Origin of the sequence: Devosia sp. MC521 (assembly GCF_014127105.1) — a bacterium.
In the GTDB taxonomy this organism is placed as follows: Bacteria; Pseudomonadota; Alphaproteobacteria; order Rhizobiales; family Devosiaceae; genus Devosia.
In genome coordinates, this window is the sequence record NZ_CP059902.1 from 2,341,732 (window position 1) to 2,365,504 (window position 23,773).

21 protein-coding genes are annotated in these 23,773 nt (G+C 55.5%); 15 read left to right on the plus strand and 6 right to left on the minus strand.

Translation table 11 applies throughout. The features are described from left to right. Positions 1-180: 180 nt before the first annotated feature. The 4 genes from H4N61_RS11260 to H4N61_RS11275 all read right to left on the minus strand — a co-directional run bounded on the left by H4N61_RS11260 (position 181) and on the right by H4N61_RS11275 (position 3,213). Positions 181-1,104, minus strand: a complete 924-nt coding sequence (locus H4N61_RS11260; protein ID WP_182394041.1) for a hypothetical protein — start codon at positions 1,102-1,104, stop codon at positions 181-183. Next, positions 1,101-1,544, minus strand: a complete 444-nt coding sequence (locus H4N61_RS11265) for a DUF6468 domain-containing protein (RefSeq protein ID WP_169195246.1) — start codon at positions 1,542-1,544, stop codon at positions 1,101-1,103. Before H4N61_RS11265 ends, H4N61_RS11260 begins: the two co-directional genes overlap by 4 nt. Further along, on the minus strand, positions 1,544-2,587 hold the full coding sequence (gene fliM / locus H4N61_RS11270) for a flagellar motor switch protein FliM (protein WP_248305977.1): 1,044 nt from the start codon (positions 2,585-2,587) through the stop codon (positions 1,544-1,546). The genes H4N61_RS11265 and fliM overlap by 1 nt, the downstream gene beginning before the upstream one ends. A 146-nt stretch (positions 2,588-2,733) precedes the next feature. Next, a complete protein-coding gene (locus H4N61_RS11275) occupies positions 2,734-3,213 on the minus strand; it encodes a flagellar basal body-associated FliL family protein (protein ID WP_182394042.1) in 480 nt (159 codons plus the stop codon). 276 nt (positions 3,214-3,489) lie between these two features. Between H4N61_RS11275 and flgF the strand changes: the two genes are divergently transcribed. The 8 genes from flgF (at position 3,490) to H4N61_RS11315 (ending at position 10,084) form a co-directional block, all read left to right on the plus strand. Next, positions 3,490-4,230 carry a flagellar basal-body rod protein FlgF gene (flgF, locus tag H4N61_RS11280; protein WP_182394043.1) on the plus strand — a complete coding sequence of 247 codons (741 nt, stop codon included), beginning with the start codon at positions 3,490-3,492 and terminating at the stop codon, positions 4,228-4,230. 15 nt (positions 4,231-4,245) lie between these two features. After that, positions 4,246-5,031: a flagellar basal-body rod protein FlgG gene (gene flgG, locus H4N61_RS11285; protein ID WP_169195243.1), complete on the plus strand. Its 786-nt coding sequence runs from the start codon at positions 4,246-4,248 to the stop codon at positions 5,029-5,031. Positions 5,032-5,045: 14 nt separating this feature from the next. Next, the gene (gene flgA / locus H4N61_RS11290) at positions 5,046-5,993 is read left to right on the plus strand and encodes a flagellar basal body P-ring formation chaperone FlgA (RefSeq protein WP_182394044.1); all 948 of its coding nucleotides are present in this window, start codon (positions 5,046-5,048) and stop codon (positions 5,991-5,993) included. Between the two features lie 16 nt (positions 5,994-6,009). Beyond that, positions 6,010-6,756 carry a flagellar basal body L-ring protein FlgH gene (gene flgH / locus H4N61_RS11295; protein WP_182394045.1) on the plus strand — a complete coding sequence of 249 codons (747 nt, stop codon included), beginning with the start codon at positions 6,010-6,012 and terminating at the stop codon, positions 6,754-6,756. Between the two features lie 192 nt (positions 6,757-6,948). After that, a complete protein-coding gene (locus H4N61_RS11300; protein ID WP_182394046.1) occupies positions 6,949-8,445 on the plus strand; it encodes a carboxypeptidase M32 in 1,497 nt (498 codons plus the stop codon). A gap of 171 nt (positions 8,446-8,616) precedes the next feature. After that, complete coding sequence (locus H4N61_RS11305) at positions 8,617-9,051, plus strand: curlin (protein ID WP_182394047.1); 435 nt, start codon at positions 8,617-8,619, stop codon at positions 9,049-9,051. A gap of 61 nt (positions 9,052-9,112) precedes the next feature. Then, positions 9,113-9,493 carry a curli-like amyloid fiber formation chaperone CsgH gene (gene csgH / locus H4N61_RS11310; protein WP_169195238.1) on the plus strand — a complete coding sequence of 127 codons (381 nt, stop codon included), beginning with the start codon at positions 9,113-9,115 and terminating at the stop codon, positions 9,491-9,493. Between the two features lie 177 nt (positions 9,494-9,670). After that, the gene (locus H4N61_RS11315) at positions 9,671-10,084 is read left to right on the plus strand and encodes a curlin (protein ID WP_182394048.1); all 414 of its coding nucleotides are present in this window, start codon (positions 9,671-9,673) and stop codon (positions 10,082-10,084) included. A 105-nt stretch (positions 10,085-10,189) separates the two neighbouring features. Here the strand turns inward: H4N61_RS11315 and dksA are convergent, their stop codons facing one another. Then, complete coding sequence (gene dksA, locus H4N61_RS11320) at positions 10,190-10,606, minus strand: RNA polymerase-binding protein DksA (protein ID WP_182394049.1); 417 nt, start codon at positions 10,604-10,606, stop codon at positions 10,190-10,192. A 166-nt stretch (positions 10,607-10,772) separates the two neighbouring features. Next, complete coding sequence (locus tag H4N61_RS11325) at positions 10,773-11,192, minus strand: flagellar assembly protein FliX (protein WP_282567596.1); 420 nt, start codon at positions 11,190-11,192, stop codon at positions 10,773-10,775. Positions 11,193-11,439: 247 nt separating this feature from the next. On the opposite strand from H4N61_RS11325, the gene H4N61_RS11330 reads away from it, so the two are divergent. From H4N61_RS11330 to H4N61_RS11360, 7 genes are all read left to right on the plus strand, one after another. After that, a complete protein-coding gene (locus tag H4N61_RS11330) occupies positions 11,440-12,564 on the plus strand; it encodes a flagellar basal body P-ring protein FlgI (protein WP_169195234.1) in 1,125 nt (374 codons plus the stop codon). Beyond that, positions 12,564-12,887, plus strand: a complete 324-nt coding sequence (locus H4N61_RS11335) for a rod-binding protein (RefSeq protein WP_169195233.1) — start codon at positions 12,564-12,566, stop codon at positions 12,885-12,887. The genes H4N61_RS11330 and H4N61_RS11335 overlap by 1 nt, the downstream gene beginning before the upstream one ends. Then, positions 12,884-13,351 (plus strand): hypothetical protein, encoded by a 468-nt coding sequence (locus H4N61_RS11340; protein ID WP_182394051.1) that lies wholly within the window; start codon positions 12,884-12,886, stop codon positions 13,349-13,351. The genes H4N61_RS11335 and H4N61_RS11340 overlap by 4 nt, the downstream gene beginning before the upstream one ends. 582 nt (positions 13,352-13,933) lie before the next feature. Then, positions 13,934-14,842 (plus strand): hypothetical protein, encoded by a 909-nt coding sequence (locus H4N61_RS11345; RefSeq protein ID WP_182394052.1) that lies wholly within the window; start codon positions 13,934-13,936, stop codon positions 14,840-14,842. Positions 14,843-15,203: 361 nt separating this feature from the next. Then, a complete protein-coding gene (locus H4N61_RS11350) occupies positions 15,204-17,723 on the plus strand; it encodes a flagellin (protein ID WP_182394053.1) in 2,520 nt (839 codons plus the stop codon). Between the two features lie 317 nt (positions 17,724-18,040). Further along, on the plus strand, positions 18,041-21,139 hold the full coding sequence (locus tag H4N61_RS11355) for a flagellin (RefSeq protein ID WP_182394054.1): 3,099 nt from the start codon (positions 18,041-18,043) through the stop codon (positions 21,137-21,139). Positions 21,140-21,406: 267 nt separating this feature from the next. Then, positions 21,407-23,767, plus strand: coding sequence for a flagellin (locus H4N61_RS11360; protein ID WP_282567597.1), 2,361 nt, complete (start codon positions 21,407-21,409; stop codon positions 23,765-23,767). The last annotated feature ends 6 nt before the right edge of the window (positions 23,768-23,773 follow it).

A 23,773-nucleotide genomic window follows, 5' to 3' on the forward strand; every position in this document is an offset into this window, starting at 1 on the left:
CTCTTCTTAATAGCGCTCTTCACCGGCCTTCTGCCCGTCCGACGCCAAAACGCGTTCATGAACAAGGCTACTGCCAGGCACCTCATGAACGCGAGGCTTTCCATAACTGACCCGCCGCATACACGACGGGCCTGTTATATCTACCTAGCGCTACTTAACAGCAGCCTAAGCCATTCACCGCTATTGACCAACAATCTGTGGTAAAGCAGCCAGATCGTCGACAGACATCTGTTCTGCAGGCTCAGTGGTATCCGTCGCCATGCGCACGGTCAGCTCTTGGGCACGCGCAGTCGTCATCGCCGCCATAATGGGAGCCATCTTACGCGGCGTCATCATCTTCGCCACTCGGAACAGGACTTCCATATCCAGCTCATCAAAGATTGCCGCAGCGTCCTTCGGCTTCATGGTGCCGTACATCGCGACAAGGGCGCCGAACTGACCTTCTTCCATAGCCTTGCGCTCTTCCACCAAGGACGAGATTTGGGTCTCGATGGACTGCAAGGTCTGCTGACGCTCTTCAATGCGCTTTTCAGCTGCTTCAACAAGTGCCGCACGCATAGCGAGCTCTTGCTCATAAGTCTGGAGCTCGGTGCGACGCTCGGTCAAACGCTCAGTGATCACGCCTTCGGTGCTCTGCACACCACCATCAACCAGCGGCACTGCACCAGTTGGCGTTAACAACTGCGCCTTTGCATCAAGCATTGGCGGGCAATCTGCCGAAATCACTAGCAAAGCACCAGGAGCCGCGTCTTCGGACCCATCTGCCGGAACTGGAGCACATGCGTTATCCAAGGCGACTGGGTTCGACAAGGTAAGATCGGTAACCGCAGCTTCGCCGGTAGGAGTGCCCGACGGAACCATAGTTGGAGCACCGTCAGCGAGCGTCGGTGACATATCGTCAATCGTCGGCTGATCAGAGAGGGTAACAGTCTGATCGGCCAAGGTTGTTCCAAGCGCGGTAGACGCACCTTCACCATCAGCTGCAGCCACCCCCGACACTCCAGTCAAGACGTAGCCGCCTGAGCTTACAAGCCCAATAGTCTTGAAGACCAGAAGCGCCGAGATTGAAACAATAACAACTGGGAGAAGGCGGATTTTAGTCACGCAGCGACTCCACGGTTACGAACGCGAGCCTGCAGTTGATCAAGTGCCGACTGCACCTTGTTGGCCACGGGCTGCTCAACCTGCACAGAAGGCTCTTCAGCCTGAGCATTGCGAGCAACACTTGTGATACGGGCAATGCGCTCCATGAGAACATTACCGGCATTAACGTGGTTCGCCAGTTCGATGCCAAAACGCTCAGCTTCCTGCAGACGCGAGGAAAGCTGGTTGTCAGCCTCAACCGCAGTACCCTTCAGCTCTTTAATTGCCTGATTGGCGAGATTGGTCGCAGCAACAAGATCTGCAACCATTTGACGAAGCGCGTCACGATCCTGATGCAAACGCTTCAGGCGCTGGTTCAGAACGACACAGTAACCGATCGTCAGCAGCAAAAGTACAGCGACAGACCCTTCAACGATCACACCCAGTGGTAGGCCGAACATCAGCGCTGCTCCATCTTCTCATCAATAGCTTCAAAGGCGGCCATGGTGACCTTTGGCGGATTTAACGGGCGCGCGACGCGCACCGATACTTGGTTACCGATATGCCCCATGATGGCTTCGGTGAGTTCGACATCACCACAACGCAACCGGATCGGGTCGCTCGGCGTGCGGTCAAACATCAATGTATGGCCAGGCTTGATGTTGAGAACCTTGGCAAGCGGTAGTCTCTGCTCATGCAGCACCGCCTCCACTTCAACATCGGCCTGATAAATCTCTGACGCGAGGTGACCTTCCCAGATCGGATCGCGGCCGAATTTTTCACCCATGAACATCTGCAACAGCTGATCACGGATAGGCTCGATGGTCGCGTATGGCAGCAGGATTTCAACCTTGCCGCCGCGATCATCCATCTCGATACGAAGTTCGATCAGAATGGCCGCATTTGCCGGACGGGAAATCGCAGCAAAGCGCGGATTGGTCTCCATGCGCTCAAGCTTAAAATTCACCTGCGTTACCGGCTCAAAAGCGCGATGCGTATCTTCAAGAATGACCTCGATCATCCGGCGCGCCAACGCCAGTTCGATCGTTGTATAAGGCCGCCCCTCAACACGGATATTGCCACCTACACGACGCCCGCCCAACAACACATCAATCATCGAATAGATGAGGTTGGAGTCGACCGTTAGCAGGCCATAATTTTCCCACTCTTCCGCTTTGATGACCGACAAAATGGCCGGCAGCGGAATGGAGTTCAGATAGTCGCCGAAGCGCACGGACGAGATGGAGTCCATGGTCACTTCAACGTTGTCAGACGTGAAGTTACGCAGCGATGTCGTCGACAAGCGCACAAGGCGATCGAAGACGATTTCCAGCATCGGCAGGCGCTCGTAGGAGACCAGAGCCGAATTGATAAGCGCCTGAACGCCTGTCAGTTCAACATCACTGCCCGCACTCGCATCAAAGCCGAGAAGACTGTCAATTTCGTCCTGATTAAGAACGCGATCAACCCCACCGTCTGGCTCACCAGCCGCAGCTTCTAGCATTGCTGCCCATTCAGCGGCAGCGGCCGCAGCGCGCTGCTCTTCAGTCATATCTTCGTCAGAAGGCGGCGGTGGTGGCGTGGACAGACTGTCCAGGTCATCAAGGCCCCATTCGTCGTTGAGTTTATCGTCGTCGCCCGGACCAGCCATTACTGCACCAGAATTTCTTTGAAGAGAATGCTCTCAACTTCGGCCGGATAGATGGCCAGATTAACGCGACGCAACAGCTCTTCCTTGAGACGATAAATACCCGCCGAGCCCTCTAGATCGCTTTTACGCAGCTCGCGCAGATAGACTTGGAACGCATCGACAACCTTCGCGAGGCGCGGCTGAATCTGCGTCATCATTTCTTCATTGGCTACTTCAAGCGCGATCGACAGCTTCATATAGGCCGGACCACTTCCCGCAGAATTCAAATTCACGGTCATCGGTGGCAGGTTAAAAATGAAGGTGTCTCGTGCAACTACGGGCGCCTCACCCTGAGCTGAGCCATTTGAGCCACTCAGGAAGAAGTAGAGGCCACCACCGCCAAGCAGCAGAGCCAAAATCGCCGCAGCGATAATAATCAAGAGTTTCGGGGGGCGCTTCTTTACAGGCACGTCTGTACCAATTTCAGCTTCCGCAGCCATAGTTTTGCCCTACCAAAAGTCTGCATCACAAGACGATTCCGGATGCCCTCTCAGCTAATGCCCAGATGGTTAACGAAACCTTAACAAACCTCTAAGTCGGCATTTTTTGCCGGGTAAGTTTTACCTAGGTGATAGTTCTTTAGCGGCAAGATTTTCACACACGTTAGTCACCAAACCCTTGGAAACGCTAGCGGCAATCAGTTGGCATGGTTTCTGCAAGGTTAACGGCGAGGCCCCGCTTGGGGAAGTGAGGCCTCGGGACTAACGGGGATCTAAATGATTGAAAACGCACAACTGATTAGCCTCTCCAGGCAAATCGCACTGCAGCGCCGCATGGATGTGATGGCCAACAACATGGCCAACATCAACACCACAGGGTTCAAGGGAGAGAATATTCTCTTCGAAGAATACCTTATGCCAGTTGCGCGCCACAACGACTTCCCCACACTCGATCAGCCACTCTCTTATGTTCAGGATTGGGCCACAGTTCATGATATGAGCGCTGGCGCATTCATGAACACCGGCAACGAGCTAGACGTCTCGCTGAATGGCGAAGGCTTCTTTGCTGTCGAAACGCCTGCAGGTGAACGATACACCCGCGCAGGGTCATTCCAGTTGAGCAACACTGGCGTCCTGGTTGACCTGTCGGGCAATCCAGTCATGGGCGTTGGCGGCCAGTTCCAGTTTGGCCCTGAAGAAATCGGTATCACCATCAGCCAAGACGGCACCGTATCGTCCAGCGCCGGTATTAAGGGTCAGCTGCGCATCGTTGAGTTCGCAAACACCGAAGAGCTCGTACGCTCGGGCGACAATCTGTTCGCTGGCGGCACCCCACTCGAAGCAACGACCACCGTTGCTATGCAGGGCTACCTCGAACGCTCCAACGTCTCAGGCATCTCTGAGATGGCCGACATGATCCGCATCACGCGCTCTTACGAGAGCATCTCAAGCCTTACCAAAAAACACGACGACATGCGCCGTGACGCCATCCAGCGTCTCGGAAGCGCACAAGCATAATTCGGAGAGCCTGCCATGAAAGCACTATATATCGCATCGACCGGCATGGGCGCTCAGGAGCGCAACGTCGAAGTCATCTCAAACAACATCGCGAACATGCGCACCACTGGCTACAAGCGCCAGCGGGCAGAATTCCAGGACCTGCTCTACCAACAAATCAGCCGCGCCGGCTCGCAGACCTCAAGCCAGGGCAACATGATCCCGGCAGGCCTCGAAATCGGTTCGGGCGTTCGCACCGTGGCGACCCCACGCGTGATGAGCCAGGGTTCGGTCAACCCGACTGAGCGTGAACTCGACGTCGCTGTCCGCGGCGAAGGTTTCTTCCAGATCGCCCTGCCAGATGGCCGCACCGCATACAGCCGCGACGGCTCGTTCGAACGCGATGCTGAAGGCAATCTCGTAACCTCCAATGGCTACCTCGTTCAGCCGGGCATCAACATCCCAGCCAACGCTCGTAGCGTTTCGATTTCGCCAGACGGCACGATCGAAGCCTTTATCGGTACAGACGGCCTTCCAACCCAACTCGGCCAGCTTCAGCTTGCTCGCTTTGTGAACAAGTCTGGCCTTGAATCGATGGGCGACAACCTGTTCCTCGAAACCGCGGCCAGCGGCGAAGCGCAGATCAGCGTTCCGAACGTCGATGGGTACGGCGACTTGATGCAGGCCTATTTGGAAATGGCAAACGTCAACTCGGTGACCGAAATTTCCGATCTAATCGCAGCGCAGCGCGCATACGAAATGAACGCCCGCGTCATTTCTGGCGCTGACGAAATGATGCAAGCGACTAGCCAGCTCACCTAATGAGGATCACGGGAATGTCCGCACTTCGCTCTGTTACCTTGGCATTGAGTGTCGCGCTCTCATGCAGCTGCGCCTTTGCGATGCCGCTTATGAAGTCCGACGTTACGATATCGAGCGCCATCGTGACCTTCGGCGATATGTTCGACAACGCCGGGGCAGACGCAGAAAAAGCGCTGTTCCGTGCGCCCAACCCAGGAACGACTGGCGACGTCGACGTAAACACCGTTCGTCAAGCCGCCAAGCGTATCGGCGTTCCCGTGTTTGATACCAATGGGCTGGAGCAGGTGCGGGTCTCAAGGTCTTATACTCTTGTCGACCAGGCGATGCTCACGGAGCTGATTGAAGCTGACCTACGTCAGAAGGGTGTCGTCACCGGCCAAATGCAGGTGCAGGCCCATTTCAACGACGGTTTTGAGCCAATTAAAGCTGCCGATAGCTTTCAGCCAGCCAAGCTGGATGCCCTCCGCTACTTGCCAGGCAGCAACAGTTTCACGGCCCGCTATGTCATCGATGGCGTCGGCAGCGCATTCACCTTGTCCGGCACGCTGGACCTGTTGATCGAGGCACCGCACCTGGTCGCGGCTCTCCCCGCAGGCGCCGTTCTGGCACCAGAGCATATTTCTATGCGCCCGATTTCTGTCAAACAGGCCGATGCTCAGGGCATTCCCCACTATGATCAGCTTATCGGCAAGGCGCTCAATCGTCCAAGCCGCGACGGTATGCTGCTGCGTGCAACTGATGTCAGCGTGCCGCTGACAATCGCCAAGAACGACCTCGTTACGATCGTCTTCAACCAGGGCCCAATGACTTTGACCGTAAAAGGTCAAGCCATCACCAGCGCTGCGCAAGGCGAGGCAGTACAAGTCCTTAATCTAGCTTCTAGGCGCATCATCAGCGCCACCGCAATCTCCCCCGGGGCCGTGGCCGTATCCACAGCACCAATGAATATTGCCGGCCTCTAATTCGGGATAGATGAAAATGAACTTCACCAAGACCATCACTTTCGTTGCCCTCGCAGCATCCCTTGCCGCATGCACCACCACCGATAGGCTCGCGCAGGTTGGCCAAGCCCCAGCGCTCACGCAAATCGCCGATCCAACAACGACCGCGGGCTACCAGCCAGTGCGCATGCCAATGCCTGAGCCGCTCGCTGACACCTATCAGCCGAACTCTCTCTACCGCACTTCGGCCAAGGGCTTTTTTAAGGACGAACGTGCCCACCGCGTCGGCGATATTCTTACCGTACAAGTGACGATCAACGACAACGCCCAATTCAACAACCAGACACAGCGCGCTCGCAACTCGAGCAATAGCGCAGGCATGGGCGGTATTCTTGGCTCCGCAGTGAACACTGCCTTCGCCAGCGGCACCGTCCCGATCGATGCGGAAAACGCTGTCGACTTCAACTCAGGCCTGCGCGACACCGGTTCGGGCTCAGTCAACCGTAAGGAAACGCTGACGACCTCGGTCGCAGCTGTCGTCACGCAGGTTCTGCCAAACGGCAATCTGGTGATCGAAGGCCGTCAAGAAGTCCGCGTCAACTTTGAGGTCCGCGATCTCATCGTCGCCGGTATCGTTCGCCCATCCGACATTCAGGCCAATAACACGATCCCATCGACCAAGATCGCTGAAGCCCGCATTTCCTACGGCGGCCGCGGACAGATCACAGATGTCCAGCAGTCTCGTTATGGCCAGCAGGTCCTCGACGCCATCCTGCCGTTCTAGTCCATCCCCGACAGTGTCCTCCCCGGACACTGTCAATCCCCGGCCTGCCGCATGTCAGGCCAGTCCAATCTGTAAGTTTGGACATCCCAAGGCGCAGCTTCCCCGGCTGCGCCTTTTCTTTTTAGCCCAGCGCCCCCGCTCTTGATGCCAGCCTCAGCATATGAAAATGCTTGGCCAACACTGGAGCTTTTCATGACCTTTGCCAAACTTGACGATCTCGGCCGCAAGCTCGAAGCGCTTGAACACGCCCTCTCCATTCTGGGCGCCGATGAGGCAACCCATATGGCCGTTGGCGGCGGCGAGAAGCGCGCTGATGCCGTCTCGACCCTTGCGGGCATGCACCACGCCCAAGCCACTGCCCCACATATCCGCGACTGGATCGAAACCGCCAAGGCCGAGGACCTCTCTGCCGACCAGCGGCTCGCCGTAGAAGAGTTTGAGCGCGACTATGTAAAGGCAACCTGCCTGCCGACCGAATTCGTTGAACGCTCCTCAAGCGCCAGCATGCGCTCTGAACAGCTTTGGCGCGAGCTGCGCGCTAAGGGCGACTGGAAGGGGTTTGAACCTGCACTGCAGGGCGTGGTCGACATTGCCCGCGAGGAAGCTGCGCTCCGCTCGGAAGCAACCGGGCTAGCGCCATATGATGCGCTGATGGACAAATACGACCCGGGCAATCGCGCCGCAGATATCGACGCTGTATTTGCCGATCTCAAAAGCTTCCTCAAAGCCTTCATTCCCACCGCTCTTGACGCCCAGGAGGCCCGCCTCGCCAAGCGACCACGCAAGGCGCTCAACGCTCCATACTCAATCGAGAAACAGCGCGAGTTAGGCCTTGCCGCCACGCAGGCGGTCGGCTTTGACTTTAATCACGGCTCACTTGCCGTTTCGCATCACCCCTTCTGTGGCGGCGTACCGACCGACGTCCGCATGACCACGCGCTACCGTACCGACGAATTCCTAACTTCACTCATGGGCGTTCTACACGAAACCGGCCACGCGCTTTACGAGCAAGGCCTACCGAAGAACTGGTCGCATTGGTCCCTTGGCAAGGCGCGCGGCATGGGAATCCACGAAAGCCAGAGCCTATTCGTGGAGATGCAGCTCGCCCGCAGCCCTGAGTTCTGGCAATTCGCCATGCCACTCGTCACTCAACACATCGGCGCAGACGCGCTGCCGGGTTGGGACATTGACGATGTTCTGACCGAAGTGAATTTCGTGGAGCGTGGCTATATCCGCGTAGACGCCGACGAGGTGACCTATCCACTGCACGTCATTCTCCGCTACGAGCTCGAAAAGGAGCTGATTGCAGGCACGCTGCAGGTGAAAGATATCCCCGAGGCTTGGGACGCCAAGATGCAGGACTACTTAGGCCTCTCGACCATCGACAACCCCAAGGACGGACCGATGCAGGACGTTCACTGGCCGAGCGGTGGCTTTGGCTATTTCCCGAGTTATACGCTGGGCGCCATGACAGCCGCGCAACTGGCCAGCGCTATGCGCAAGGATCTGCCCAATATGAGCGCCGACATTGCCAGAGGCGACTTCTCGGCGATCAATCAATGGCGTGCGGACAAGATTTGGAGCCAAGCCTCGCGCTATTCGACGCCTCACTTGATCACCAAGGCGACCGGAGAAAAACTCAATGCAGATTATTTCAGATCACACCTAAAGAGCCGCTACGCAGGCTAACTCCCTGCCCGCGCGAGAATATCAGAGTCAGAAGTCGGCGAAACCCTCGCCGACTTTTTTCTTGGGTGAATGATTTCTGAATTTGCGCTTCAGCGGCCGTTCCAAATCGCCCTCGTAAAAAGGTCCCATCAACAACGCGACCGGAGGGGTCGCAAAACGAGGAGACCTAAAATGATCCGCACTTTCATCACCACCACCATCGCCGCAGCGACACTCGCAACCGCAGCAGCTCCCGCCATGGCAAATGGCATCTCGATCTCACAGTACGGCTACGGCAATGCCGTTGGCGGCGGTCAGACTGGCTGGAACAACTTCTTCGCAGGCTATCAGAACGGCGCCTGGAACGAGGCAGTTAGCTCGCAGAACGGCGGTAACAATGTGTCCGCTATTGGTCAGGACGGCTACGACAACTACGGCGACATCTCTCAGCAGGGCTGGAACAATCAGGCGGGCGTCGGCCAGTTCGGCACCAACCACACCAGCGTCATCACCCAGGACGGTAATGGCAACGTCGCCGCCGGCGTGCAGGTTGGCAATGGCTGCAATGCCAATGTCGTGCAGCATGGCTCGAACAATGTCAGCGCCTTTGTGCAGGCTTGCCCATAACACCGATAAACCAATGAATTGGGCCGGCGCTGCCGGCCCTCATGCTTTTGAGGAGGATAGAATGACACACTCTGTTATCCGCATCGCGACCCTCGCCGTCATTGGCTGTGTTGCCGCGAGCGCCTTTGCCAACCAGCCACCGGTCAACACCGGCATCAGCTGCGGCATCCATGCCAGCACAGAACGCGGCATGAAATCGCTTGAAGCCGTTGTTTTTAGCCCCGAGACCATCAGCGGCGAATATCGCCTGTCGATGAAGGGATCAGGCGGGTCGGGCTCGACAAATATCAACCAGGGCGGCGGCTTCACTGCCCCCAAAGCACAGACAATCACCATCAGCAAAGTGACGGTCAGTGCCGATGCCAAACTGAACATCGACTTCACTATCACAGCCAAGGGCGTGACCTATGATTGCTCGAACACCATCAGCTACCAAAGCTAATCGTTTGAACGCTATTGCTTTTATGCCCCGGCCTCGTCCGGGGTATTTTTATTTCAAATTCGACATGATTAACGCTGTCTGAACGAGCTCTTCCTGCGCCGTTCAGTTGCTCCTCGCTAATCTCGTCTCATCAGCTGGAACACCAGCACTGGGAACGCAAACACTGAGGAGACTAAAATGACCAAGACCTTCACCAAGATCATCGCCGCCACCGCAACAGCCGCTATTCTGGCTCTGAGCGCCGCACCAACACAGGCCGCAGGTCAGATTTCGTTTGGCTTCGCCCCAACCGACCCAGACCAGGCTCAAGCGCTTGGCGTCGGCCTCCAGCTCGTCTCGCTGTTTCAGGGGATGTCCGGCACCGGCGCAAATGTCTACCAGAACGGCTCGGGCAATGCCGCAGGCGGCTCGCAGAACGGCTCAGGCAATCACGGCCTGATCTGGCAAGAAGGGAATGGCCATAACGGCACTATTCACCAGAACGGCTATGGCAATAGCTGCGGCCTATTCCAGTTTGGCAGTGCCACCAACGGTCAGTGCCTCCAGAACGGCAATGGCCAATCGGGCATCACCACCGTCTTCGGGTTCTAAGCCCCCCATCAGTACGACCCAAGAGCGGAGCCCCGGCTCCGCTTTTTGCAGTTTGGCGGACAGAAACAAAAAAGCCCGCATCTATGCGGGCTTCTGTAAAAATCTTTATTCGTCGCGATAGACCTTTTCGCGGCGTTCGTGCAGCTCTTGAGCTTCAAGGCTTAAGGTCGCTGTCGGACGAGCGTCCAAGCGCGCTATGCCGATAGGGTCACCAGTCTCTTCGCAATAGCCATAAGTGCCATCATCGATGCGCTTGAGCGCCGAGTCGATCTTGGCGATCAGCTTACGCTGTCGATCACGCGTACGCAGTTCAAGCGAGCGATCGCTCTCTGAACTGGCGCGATCGGCCATATCAGGATGGTTCTGGCTCTCTCCCTGCAAGGTCTCGAGCGTTGCGCGGCTTTCGCGCAAAATTTCATCCTTCCAAGCGTTCAACTTCGCCCGAAAATACTCCCGCTGGCGCGGGTTCATGAAGGGCTCGTCCTCGCTGGGTCGATAGTCCGTAAGTTCAACCGAAGACATCAGCAGACTCAACTCCAATGCGCTCTTATGGGCGGCCTATATATTCGGCTGAGTCGAACCCCGCAAGCATACAAAGCAGATTCGAGCATGATGACCGGCGACAGGACAATGCCGATCACCGCAAAACCATTAGAAAATCAGGGAAAATATAACATCCCGACCCGAACTAAAGTGTCGGGAAACGGCCAGACTTTGCCAATTCAACGAGTACTCTGAGCTCAATTTCATCCAGAACAGCATCGAGATCTGGGTCAACCTTATCGCGCAACGTTGAGAGTTGTTGGCTCATGGCATCTAAACGAGACGGTGAAACATCACCCAGCAAGAGGTCTGCCTTCATACCCTCAAGTAGGTCCAACAAAGCAGCCCCACGTTTAACTGCGCGACGGCGGCCCTCATTGACGTCACCAATGCCCTGCAGCGCCAGAATTGAACCAATGCCCATCACTGCAGAAGCAGGAGGCGCTTGTTTAATCCGTCCCACACCGCCCTGACCGGTCGGAGCAAAAACAGCGCCCGCCCCCGCTTTCGACAAAGCGCCGCGGTTGGACACAGACCCAGACCTATTTGAACCCTCGATGCGCAAGCGAATGACTCACCGTGACGAAACCTACACCGGCAAAATCTGCCCACAGCAGTTAACGAATGGTTAATATGCTCGGCAAGAATTGCTTATCACCTTCTCAAATGGCGAATAAACCGCCCGAGCACGATCCATTTACTCTTTAGAAACATATGGATAGAGGGCAAAAACATAAACTGGCACGGTTCTCGCATTTACCTTTCCGACTGGCTCCGCAGATCTTGCACGGCGCCAACCCTCGGGGAATGAAATGCAATACCGTCTGGTCCGATCGATTATAGCCGCAACACTCACCGCCGCCTTGGCCTTGAGCCCACTTGCGCCCGTAACCGCCGCCCCTGCGCGCATTAAAGACATTGTCGACATGGAAGGCATCCGCGAGAACCAACTCGTGGGTTATGGCCTCGTTGTCGGCCTCAATGGCACCGGCGACAGGCTCAACAATTCCCCATTCACCAAACAGTCTCTGCAATCGATGCTCGAACGCATGGGCGTGAATACGCAGGGCGAGAACGTGCGTACTGCGAACGTAGCAGCGGTCATGGTCACAGCCAATCTGCCGCCATTCGGCACACAGGGCACGCGCATCGACGTCAGCGTTGCTGCCATGGGCGACTCGCGGAGCCTCCAAGGCGGCACCCTGCTGGTCACCCCTCTCGTTGGCGCCGACGGTGAAGTCTACGCCATCGCGCAGGGCCCGGTGTTGATCAACGGCTTTGAAGCCACTGGCGACGCTGCCCGTGTTATCTCAGGCGTACCAACCACAGGCCGTATCGCCTCTGGTGGTTTGATTGAGCGTGAGATCGATTTCCATCTTGGCTCTCAAAACTCTGTACGCTTGGCTCTCCGCAACCCCGACCTCACCACGTCTCGTCGTATCGCCTTGGCGGTCAACGACTTCATCGGCGTGCCAACTGCGGTGCCTGAAGATCCATCAACCGTGCGTCTAACGCTGCCACCGGGCTTCAACGGCAACATCGTGGACCTGCTGACCGATATCGAGCAGTTGATCGTGCAGACCGACCAGTCCGCAAAGATCGTGATCGACGAAAACTCTGGCATCATTGTTGTCGGCAAGGACGTTCGCGTCTCCAGCGTAGCCGTTGCACAGTCAAATTTGACAGTGACTATCGCTGAAAACCCTCAGGTCGTGCAGCCTGCCCCGTTCTCAGATGGACAAACCGCTGTTGAACCCAACACCGATCTGCAGGTCACCCAAACGGACTCTGCGCTCCAAGTGGTGGACCAGTCCGTGACCCTGCAAGAACTCGTCGATGGCCTAAACGCTCTTGGAATTGCCCCTCGAGATCTCATCGCCATCCTTCAGGCAATCAAAGCGACTGGCGCACTTCAAGCCGAAATTCAGGTGCTCTAATGGACGCGATTACCAACTCCACGCTCAAGCAAAGTCCTCAGTACGCAGCCTTCCGCCAGCAGGCCGAAGAGCTTGAAGGGGTCTTCCTGACCCAGCTGACCAAAGCCATGTTCGAAACCGTACAAAGCGACGAAGGCATGGGCGGCGGCAGCTTCGGTGAAGATACCTGGCGCGGCATGCAAGCAGAAGAGTTCGCCAATGCCATCGCTCAAAACGGTGGAATTGGTCTCGCTGATCAGATCGTCGCGCAGCTTTTGAGCCAGCAAGAAGCCAATTCTAACCCAATCAATATTGTTTCCGGCATCGGAGCCTACCAGAAATGACCGCAGCGTCCCGTTTGGCAGAATTAGACAGCCTAGATCCTCTCGATCTCTGCGTACGCGCCGAGGCCGCTCTGTCGTCACTGGTCGACGTGATGAACAAAGAAACCACGCTGCTCCGTGCCGGTCACTTGCGCGAAGCCGGTCAGCTCACGCCAGAGAAGACTGCCCTCGCGCAGGACTACGTTGGCTTTGCGCGCGCTATCCAGCGCCAGAACGCCCGTATCGTTGCTGAAGCGCCAGATGCATTGCGTCGTTTGCAAAATGGCCACGAAAGCTTGGCCACACAAATGGCCGAGAACTTGCGCGTTCTCGCGACCGCAAAATCCGTCACCGAAGATGTGCTAACCGACGTGTCCAAAGCCGTTGGTCAGCAGGAACGTACCCGGACCTATGACATGAGCGGAACCATCACACTCGATCCAGAAAGCGCTGCGCGCGGCATCGCCGTCAACCGCGCACTCTAGCGTCGAGCCGCCTCCCATACATTGGTTGCAAATAGGTTTTGCAACCAATGACCTAGCCATACGTTTCTGGTGCAGTAGGCAGCATTGGAGATCACGATGGCCTCGACCATTGTCGTTCGCGGCTCTACGGGCACGACAACCAATCCAGATCAGCGGCAGCGCTTGATTGAACATCAGGCGGCGAGCAGTAGTCGATACGCCGGTCCACGCACGGAAAGTACGGGACTAAGGCACAATCCTCCGCAGTCAACTCCTGTGGGCCAGATGCTAGGCCGACCTCTTCTCGATGGAGAAGCTGGTTTCACCACATCATTGCTCGCGCAGAGAATGACGGGCGAACGGCGGAAATACGAACAGTCCAGCGCCCCCTCGTCTCCCGATGCACCACAAATGCGCTTAAGAGACATTCTCGTTTAACTCGATATGCCGACAACGTTTTATCTGAAATTTGATTTGATTTGTGACCGCGGTGTAAGCGGAACACCGTAGTCGGCTCTTAAGCCCAGTTTACGCCCCTCAAGATCAGCATGAGCGCACCTCAGGAAGAGGTATCTCAAGCGTACCCTAGAAAGGGGCCTGATCATGAGTGACATTTCTTTATCAAAAGCCGTTCGCACGAATCTGCTTTCCCTCCAAAATACCGCTCAACTGATGGAGAAGACCCAACAGCGCCTGGCGACAGGCAACAAGGTCAATTCCGCTCTGGACAACCCGTCCAACTTCTTCACGGCCTCAGCGCTGAATAGCCGCGCGGCTGATATGAGCAATCTTCTCGACTCTATGGCCTCCGGCATCAAAGTGATCGAGGCCGCTAACAATGGCTTGACTGCTCTGACCAAGAATTTGGAGTCCATGCAGTCGACCCTGCGGCAGGCCCGCCAGGATAAATCGTTCCAGACGCAGTCCTTCGATGTAACCGACGCATCCGTATTGCGCTTAAAAGGAGGACAGCTCGGCGACACAGTCAGCGAGCTTAGCCTAGCGACTGCCACGGTTGACGGGCAAAAAACCACTGTCCAGACGATAGCCGCGACCTCCTATCGCGGTCCCGTAATTGCATCCGACGCACGTGCTGGCACAGGCGCGCGCGCCATCATCAGTGCGGACGCTGGCTTCAAGACTGGCGACACCTTCTCAGTTGCCGGACAGAGTGTCACCGTAACTGGCGCGACACCCGATGCTGAAAGTGTGGCTGAAAACATCCGGCTCGCACTCGACGGTCACGAGGATACTCAGGACGAATATACGGTGTCGATCGGAGCCGCGAGCACGCCCTTTGATGGCAAGATCATCATCGAGACCGTGAGAGCCAAAGACCCCGCAGCGACAATCAACCTCGACCCAGATAACAATCCTGAAACAGGCGTCACCCAAGCCATCAAAGGCAGCACCAGTTTCAATTATTCTGACGTTTCAAAGGGCTATCGAAGCGGGCGGACAAACCATCACGACAGGCGGCTCGTTCTCGCAATTTGTCGAAAATCTCCGTAGCGCTAGCGTTGAAGGCGGTTACAGCGTCGATGTCGACGAAGACACCAAGCAAATCACGCTGACCGCCCTAACTCATGGCGCAAACCCACCGACCATAACGGGTGTCACCCCCTCCAATCCAGGCGTCGAGGAAAGTCCCGCAAACCTAACGTTCCGTCTCAACAGTGACTACCAACCAGCCTCGACCGCCCAGACCACATTCCAACTCACGAACAGTGCTGGCGAGCTGACCTCTGGACAAACCCTCACCATCGACATCGGTACCAGCGAAGAAGAGATCGAGCTTGCTGCCGATGCCACGTCCACTGACGTGGAGGCAACGCTACGGGATCATATTGTCGGCGGCTCGACGCTTGGCGCCTTGTACAGCATCGCGGTTGATGACGACTTTAATGTCACCATCAGTGCCTTGGAACCCGGAGCTGCTGCGGCACCTATCGTCACATCTGACGCGATCGGTATTCGTGATCCATCAGAAATGAATGCAGCGGCAGATGGTGAAGATCTACGAAATCATTATGCTGAATTGGCAGGCGCCCGCATTGTTCTCGCGACAGGTTCTCAAGCCAATACGGAATATGAGTTCGGCGCATCAGTTACAAGCGCTGACGTCGACGCATTCCTCGCTGAACTCCAATCTGATGGCTACACCGCTGCATTCGGTACGGACGGCCTAACTATTTCACGAGCTACAGGCGAAAGCTTTAGTATTAACGTCTTCAACGGCACCGGCGACGCAGCAGACGCTCTCGGCATCGACGTCACCCCTGAAGGGGATCCAGTCAGTGTCAGTGCCGGTGACACTGACGTGATAGTGAAGACACCGACCGTTGTTACTCCAGGCGTAGACCCTGCCCCCCCTGACACGGGCGTTGCGCTCGTCTTCTCATTCGGCCTCGAGTTTTCGGGAGCAACATCAGAGCCGCTCGGAACCCACCAAGAGCTCAAAATTGGCGACTTCGAGGTTGTACTTCAAGCGAATATGTCCGCCTCCGAAGTTGAAGATGCGATCAATGCCATAACTGACTTTTCCGACGATTGGGTAGCGTCAGTAGACGGCGACTTCGTGGTAACAATTACGGCGGCCAATGAAGGTGACATTGACCCACCGACCGTTGCAGTGATGACGACGCAGCCCTCACAACATACTCCCACCGATGGCATAAACTTCTCAGCTGTTGACACTGCCTATGCAGATTTCGATGGCCAAGAAATATCCGTCAGCGTGGGTGGAGGCAATGCCGTAGACATCGAACTAGGCGACACACTTGATGAGTTCAACCAAGTTGTAGTTGAACTTGAGGGCTTAGGTTTCACAGTCTCCCGCACGCAAGACGGCATTAGCCTTTCTCGCACCGACGGCGAAGCGTTCACATTTACCACGACCGATGTCGCCAGCGCAGAGGCGCTAGGTCACGAAGACGCCTCCACAACGCCAGTCTCGATTGACGCCACCGATATCGATCTGGCGACACAGGGCATTGTCGGCGGGAATATTGCAGTAGATTCTGTGGACGGTGAAGATGCGACTGTCGGGGCGACCCTACCGGCAGATCGAATTTTGACGATCAATGGAGAAGACTATGAAATCTTCACGACCACCACACCGGCCGATCTACAGGCATTGCTTGCTGACGAGGACGACGGCATTGGTGCGGACTATGACGTTGAAGTCGCGGCTGATTTTACAGTAACCATCACGGCCAAAACCGCAGGCGAAGAAGGAACAATTACCTTCGAAACCGACGCAGCAATGGTCGGCACGCCCGCCAATACCCCCGGAATTGACGCGGCAGATCCAATCTATGGCACACCAACGGCGCCGGAGGCTGGTGCCCACTACCAAACCGTCGCTGCCGCGACCAATATTTTCACAGTCTCCTATGGTGCGAAAACCGCGGATATACGCATCGGCGGCATTCGCGGCGGTACAGGTGACGACGCGACAGCCCCTTCGCTCTACGACATCAGCCAATGGGAAAGCGCCACGGTCGAGAGCATAAATGAGCAACTCGCCGAAGACGGCATCACCGGGGTAGAAGCCCAATTCGACAGTGTCGGCAAACTGTCGATTATAGCCAAGAACGCAGAAGCACAAACGCTTGCAATAGCCGGCCAAGATGCAGTCGCTCTATTCGGCGCCAACGCGGTCTCGACCGGTGTGGCCGAACGCAGCGAACTCACATCCATCAAGACCGTCGACAAATTTGTGGAGCTGATCAATCGCGATCACGCATCTCAGGTGCGAGCATCAAATGACAATGGCCGGCTCCGTATCGAGAACCTTTCCACGCAGCGGCTTGAAATCGACATCTCAGGCGCGAACGGCCCAACAACGCTAAACATCGAAGGCAATTCGGTTCGTGCTAATCTGTCTAAACAGTTTAACGAACTGCGAGATCAGCTTGATAAACTGGCCGACGACTCGTCCTTCAACGGCATTAATCTACTCCGCGGTGACAAGTTGAAGATCACCTTCAACGAGAGCGGTAGCTCGGCCATCGATATCCAAGCGAAAGACCAAAACGGCAATGTGCGCAGCCTCAACTCCGCAACTCTGAGCATTGCCAGCCTGGACGCGCAAGATCTCGACACCGACGCAAAAATCGACGCCTTCCTGACCAAACTATCAGCGGCCTTGAGCGATCTCCGCTCTCAGTCATCCACTTTCGGTTCGAACCTCTCCTCGGTTCAAAACCGGCAAGACTTTACCAAGAGTATGATTACCACGCTCGAAACCGGCGCGGCCAACCTTACCTTGGCTGACATGAACGAGGAAGCTGCAAACTTGCTAGCGCTGCAGACACGCCAGTCACTGAGCACTTCGGCACTGTCGATGGCCTCACAAGGCGATCAAAACATACTGCAACTGCTTCGTTAAACTCTTCACAAATAAGCGAATATTTAGGCGGGCCAAGGCCCGCCTTCTTTATTGCCCGGCACAACAGCCCCACAGTGCAGGTCGGGCGGAAGAATCCCACAAAAATATGTAATATATTTCATTCGGGAGTTCCGGCTAACAAAATCGCGAAAACACATTACGCGCCCGAATACTAATTATAAAACCAGATCAATAAATCACCCATTAGATGAAAATAGGGCCATCAACTGTTAATTCCCCATTAGGACATCTACGTACAGTTTCAGCGGACCTCAGGAAGAGGCATGAACTAGCGTAACCCTAGGAAGGGGATTATTATGAGCGACATTTCGCTTTCTAAAGCAGTCCGCACCAATCTGCTCTCACTACAGAGCACCGCCACCATGATGGAAAAGACGCAGGAGCGTCTCGCCACTGGTAACAAGGTGAACTCGGCGCTGGACAACCCATCCAACTTCTTCACAGCCTCTGCCCTCAACAGCCGCGCTGCTGACATGGGCAATCTGCTCGACTCTATGGCGTCGGGCATCAAGGTCATCGAAGCTGCCAACAACGGCATCACCGCGCTGACCAAGAACCTCGAGTCCATGCAGTCCACACTGCGTCAGGCCCGCCAGGACAAGACTTTCCACACGCAGTCATTCGATATCGACACCAACTCCGTCATCAAGCTCGGCGGCGGTCAGTACGGCGATAGCGTTAGTGAAATCAGCCTTGCAACTGCAACCGAGGCTGGCGAGAAGGCCAAACTAATATCTATTAGCGAAGCGGGATATCTCGGCCCGGTATCAACCGCTGCTACCGAAGCAGGTGGCGGCGCCCGCTCAGTTATCTCGGGTATCAACGGCTTTAGCACCAACGACAAGTTCACAGTTGCAGGCCGTGAAGTCACCGTCTCCGGCGCAACCCCTACAGCTGATAGCATCGTCGCAGACATCACTGCCGCCCTCAACGCATCAGGTTCAGATGTAGCAGGCAAGTATACTGTAAACGTCGGCGCAACCGGATCTGACAACGCAGGTAAGATCATCATCGAGTCGGTTGACACCACTGCTCCCGCAGCCGAAGTTACCTTCGGCACAGGAACAACTGCAGCAACCAAGGGCTCGACCACCTTTAACTACAATGCAATCACCTCTTCGGTTTCGGCTGGTGGGCAAGCCATTCCAACCGGCGCGAGCTTCGCAGATTTCGTCACAAATCTGGAATCCATGGCTGATGATGGCAAGTACACTGTCGAAGCTGACGCAGAAACTGGCCAGATCACACTGACCAGCACTGAGTGGGGCGGCGACGTTCCTGAGGTTTCGGGCATTCTGCCTTCTGCCAGCGAAGTTCCAGGTTCCAAGGCTAAGACTGAGTTCACTCTTGCGGGCGCTTCAGACGGTACTACTTTCGAGCTTACGCACGCACAAACCCTAACGATTGGTGGCGCAACAAGCTCAGTCGCTCTGACCGCCGGCATGAATGCCACTGATATCAAAGGTCGACTCACAGCTGACACAGCGCTCAACAATAACTATAACATCACAGTTGATGCAGCTACGCTGAAGGTTACGCTTGAAGCGAAGTCCAATGGCGCCGGCACTGGTCCAACCGTGTCGTCAAGCCAGAAGGCTGCACCGGCATCGCCGTCGACTTCGGATTTCGCTGCTGGAAGCGTGGACTACACCACCGCGGCCGGTACTACTGCTCTTGAGGGCATGGCAGGCACAATTACGCTGACGTCTGGCACCAACGAAGTAGACTACGACTTCGGTACTGGCGCGACCGTCGCGGATATGGTCTCCACTTTGTCAGACGATGGTTTCATCGTTGAAGCGAAAAACGGCGGCTTCTCGTTCTCCCGTGCGGACGGCGCTGATTTCACGATCGAAGTTACCGGCGGCTCCAACACTAGCCTCGGTCTTGGCACAGCGGTAACCAATGTAACCAACGGCACGCTAGCCCAGACGGCTGGTATTACCGGTGGCCATGAAGCTACACTTGTAGCCGCTGGTGGGTCGGACCTAACTGACCAAGCAATCCTGCGTGGCACTGCCCTTGCCGGGCTGGAAATTACGCTGGATGACGATAACGGTAACACATCCACGTATACCTTTGGCGCGACAAGCACCCAGACAGAACTTGAAAACGCCCTCAGTCAACATGGTTTCCTCGCAAAGGCCACTGCCGATGGCTTGGACATCACCCGCGCTGACGGCACCAACTTCAAGATGGTCGTGACGGGTGGCGCATCAACGGTACTCGGCTTTGCTGATACAATTGTCGAATCTGACGACGGCCTTCCACCGACTGTCGCCCAGACGGCCGGCACCGATGACACTGCAGCAATCGTTGGCCGGGTTGACACTGATCCAGTGCAAGGCGCGTCGGTTGCAACCGTCGACGCCCAAAAGAGCGAATTCACCATTTCCTATGATGGAAAATCGGCGAACGTGTCGATCAGCTCGGTCAAGGGGGGCATCGACGCTATTACCACCTCAGTGAACGCTTTGGACACCAAGAACTGGCAGGATGCGACCACAATCGCAGTGAACAACCAGCTCAAGAACCAGGGCATCGACGGTGTTGAAATCAAATTCGACGCCGAAGGTAAGATGGAATTCGTTGCAAAGACCGCTGAGGCCAAAACCCTTAGCGTTAGTGGCAGTGATGCTGTAGCATTGTTCGGCACTGACGGCGTCAGCACCGGCAAGGCCGAAAAGAGCGAACTGACTTCGACCAAGACCGTCGATAAGTTTGTTGAGTTGATCAATCGTGACCACTCCGGCAAGGTCCGTGCGTCGAATGATAACGGCAAGCTCCGTATCGAAAATCTCTCGACCCAGACACTTGACATTGCTGTCGACACCGATGGCGCGCTCAAGTCCCTGAACGTTGAAGGCAACTCGGTTCGCGCAAACCTTTCCAAGCAGTTTAACGAGCTTCGCGATCAGCTCGACAAGCTGTCTGACGACGCTTCCTTCAACGGCATCAACCTGCTCCGTGGCGACAAGCTGAAGATCAACTTCAACGAATCTGGCACATCGGCGATCGATATCGAGGCGAAGGACAAGAGCGGCAACAACCGTAGCATCAACGCGTCGAACCTCAACGTCGACAGCCTTGCAGCAGTTGATCTTGACACTGACGAAGCAATCGATGGTTTCCTTAGCAAGCTCTCTTCGGCTCTCACCGAACTGCGTTCGCAGGCATCGTCGTTTGGTTCGAACTTGTCGGCGGTTCAGAACCGTCAGGAATTCACCAAGAACATGATCAACACGCTCGAAACTGGTGCAGCAAACCTGACGCTGGCTGACATGAACGAAGAAGCAGCAAACCTGCTGGCTCTTCAGACCCGTCAGTCGCTGAGCTCCTCGGCCCTGTCGATGGCTTCGCAGCAGGATCAGTCGGTTCTCCAGCTGCTCCGTTAATAGGCAGCTCCATCAGATCCAGATAGGCGGGCTTCGGCCCGCCTATTTTCGTTTGGGGAGGCCAAAACCACCCGATAACTGCCTCCCGCCTTCCGCACGGCGAGTTGTCACTAGAAAAGGATTAACAAGCACCGTTAACAACTCGTTAATATTTACCTCCGTAAACATTTCCTTACTTAAATAGAAAGTCACGAGTCTTTCTGCGCGAGGTAAGAGAAATGTCGGATATTACTCTGTCAAAAGCCGTACGGACTAATCTGCTTTCCTTTGCAAAGCACAGCAGACCTGATGGCACGAACACAAGAACGTCTTGCGACAGGAAACAAGGTCAACTCTGCCCTTGATAACCCGACGAACTTTTTTACTGCGTCAGCACTCAATAGTCGCGCATCAGACTTGAATTCGCTCATGGACAACATGTCCAACGGCATCAAGACTTTACAGGCAGCGGACAACGGCTTGACGGCCATTACCAAGACGCTTGAATCGATGCAGTCGACCCTGCGCCAAGCCCGACAGGACAAGTCCTTCCAGAACCATATCTACGAAGTGACCGCAGACAGTATCCTGACAGTGAATGGCGGCCAGTTCGAACTACCAACAGAAATAAAGCTCGGGGTAGAAACTGTGGGGCGGAAGGCGCAGCTAACAACCATTGATGCTCAAGCATATCAAGGCCCCATAGCCGCAGCGACTGGCTCCCAGGCCTCCGAGGCAACGGGTATTGGTGCCCGCACCAAGATCAATGTTGATGGAGGCCTCGCCAATAACTCTGTCATCAAGGTCGGGGGCATCGATGTTACGCTAACCGGCGCTGCCGCTATCCTTACCCCGGCAGAAATTGCACAAAGCATCGACAACGCAATCAACGCCAACAGCTCGCAAATTCTCGGTGACTACACCGTGAGTGTTGGCACCGGCGACAATCCAGATAGTGTGATCATCGAAACGGTTGAAACTGACCAACCGGCTGCCACAGTGTCCTTGGCCTCTGGCCACAGCGCAGCTCAGAAGGCGACTTCGAGCTTCGTCTACGGATCGGTGCCGACGACAGTAACTGTCGAGGGACAATCCATTTCAACCGGTGGGTCGTTTGAGACATTTGTGGCCAGCCTAGAGTCTCGTGCGGCAGCAGGAGCATATCGCGTTGTTGCAGATCCGCTCACGCAAAATATTACACTCGAAGCACTGGAGTATGGCGACCCCGCACCGGCAGTGACAGGATTGTACGCCGGCGAACTTGCTGTGGCTGCGGAAACCCGCATCGACCTCACAGGGGCAAGCGTCACTGCCGGTCAGACACTCACGTTCGATGGCCAGACCCTCACTCTAGCCACCGGAGGCTCCAATCCTGCCGATCTCGCGCAGGAGTTGGAAGCGTTGATTGCTCTAAACACCACGCTGAATGGTACTTATGAGGCATCTGTTTCAGGCAACATACTCACAATTCGCAATCGTGTTGGGGGCGAGCTAGGTTCTGGCCCAACTGTGGCCAATAATTTTGCGACGGCACCGACAAACCCCGCGGTATTTGAGAATGGTGAGGATGAGATACCCGGCGACGTCACCACAACGCCTATAACGACCGGCGTTCACATCGAGACCGTTGAAGCTGCGAGTGACACCTTCTCGATCAACTACGACAATATATCAGTTGAGATATCCATTACGGGCGTCAAAGGCGGCGTAGGCACAGCCATCTCTGCAATGGATATCCAGACATGGCAGAACAGTACGGTCGAACGCATCAATGCTGAGTTGAAAAACGCCGACATCAACGGCCTAGAGGCTGTTTTTGACGCTGATGGCAAATTTTCCATCGTCGCTCGCGTGCCAGAAGCCAAAACCTTGTCAATATTCGGCCCACGTGGCGTTGCCCTGTTCGGCCCGGATAGTACAGTTACCGGAATGCCGACTGTTGACGGTTACTCCGCCAAAACCGCTGTCGACAAGTTTGTTGAAGAAATCAATCGCAACTACGGTTCAAAGCTTCGCGCGTTCAATGACAATGGCAAATTGCGCGTTGAAAACCTTTCGACAGCGGAGCTTGAAGTTCAATTTGATCCAGACGGTGCAGGCCCTGTCACTACAAGACCTTCCACGATCAAAGGCAATTCTGTTCGCGACAATTTATCTTTGCAGTTCAACGACCTGAAAAACCAGCTCGACCGCCTTTCAGATGACGCTTCATTTAACGGCATCAACCTGCTGCGCGGCGATAACTTGAAGATCACATTTAATGAAAACGGCAGCTCGTTCATTGATGTGCAGACGAGTGATGGTCGGGGCATCAATGCCAGCGCTTTAAAAATCGAAAACCTCATCGGCCGTGACCTCGATACCGATGAGGGCATCGATGCGCTGATCAATGATATCAAATTGGCGCTTTCGGACATTCGTTCGCAGGCGTCTAAGTTTGGGTCGAACTTGTCCATCGTTCAAAACCGCCAAGACTTTACCAAGAAAATGATCAATACGCTGGAGACAGGTGCCGCTAACCTCACCCTAGCCGATATGAACGATGAAGCTGCCAATTTGCTCGCGCTGCAAACGCGACAGTCACTATCAAGCTCATCTCTTTCTCTCGCCAGCCAAGCCGATCAAAGCGTGCTACAACTGCTCCAATAACGTATT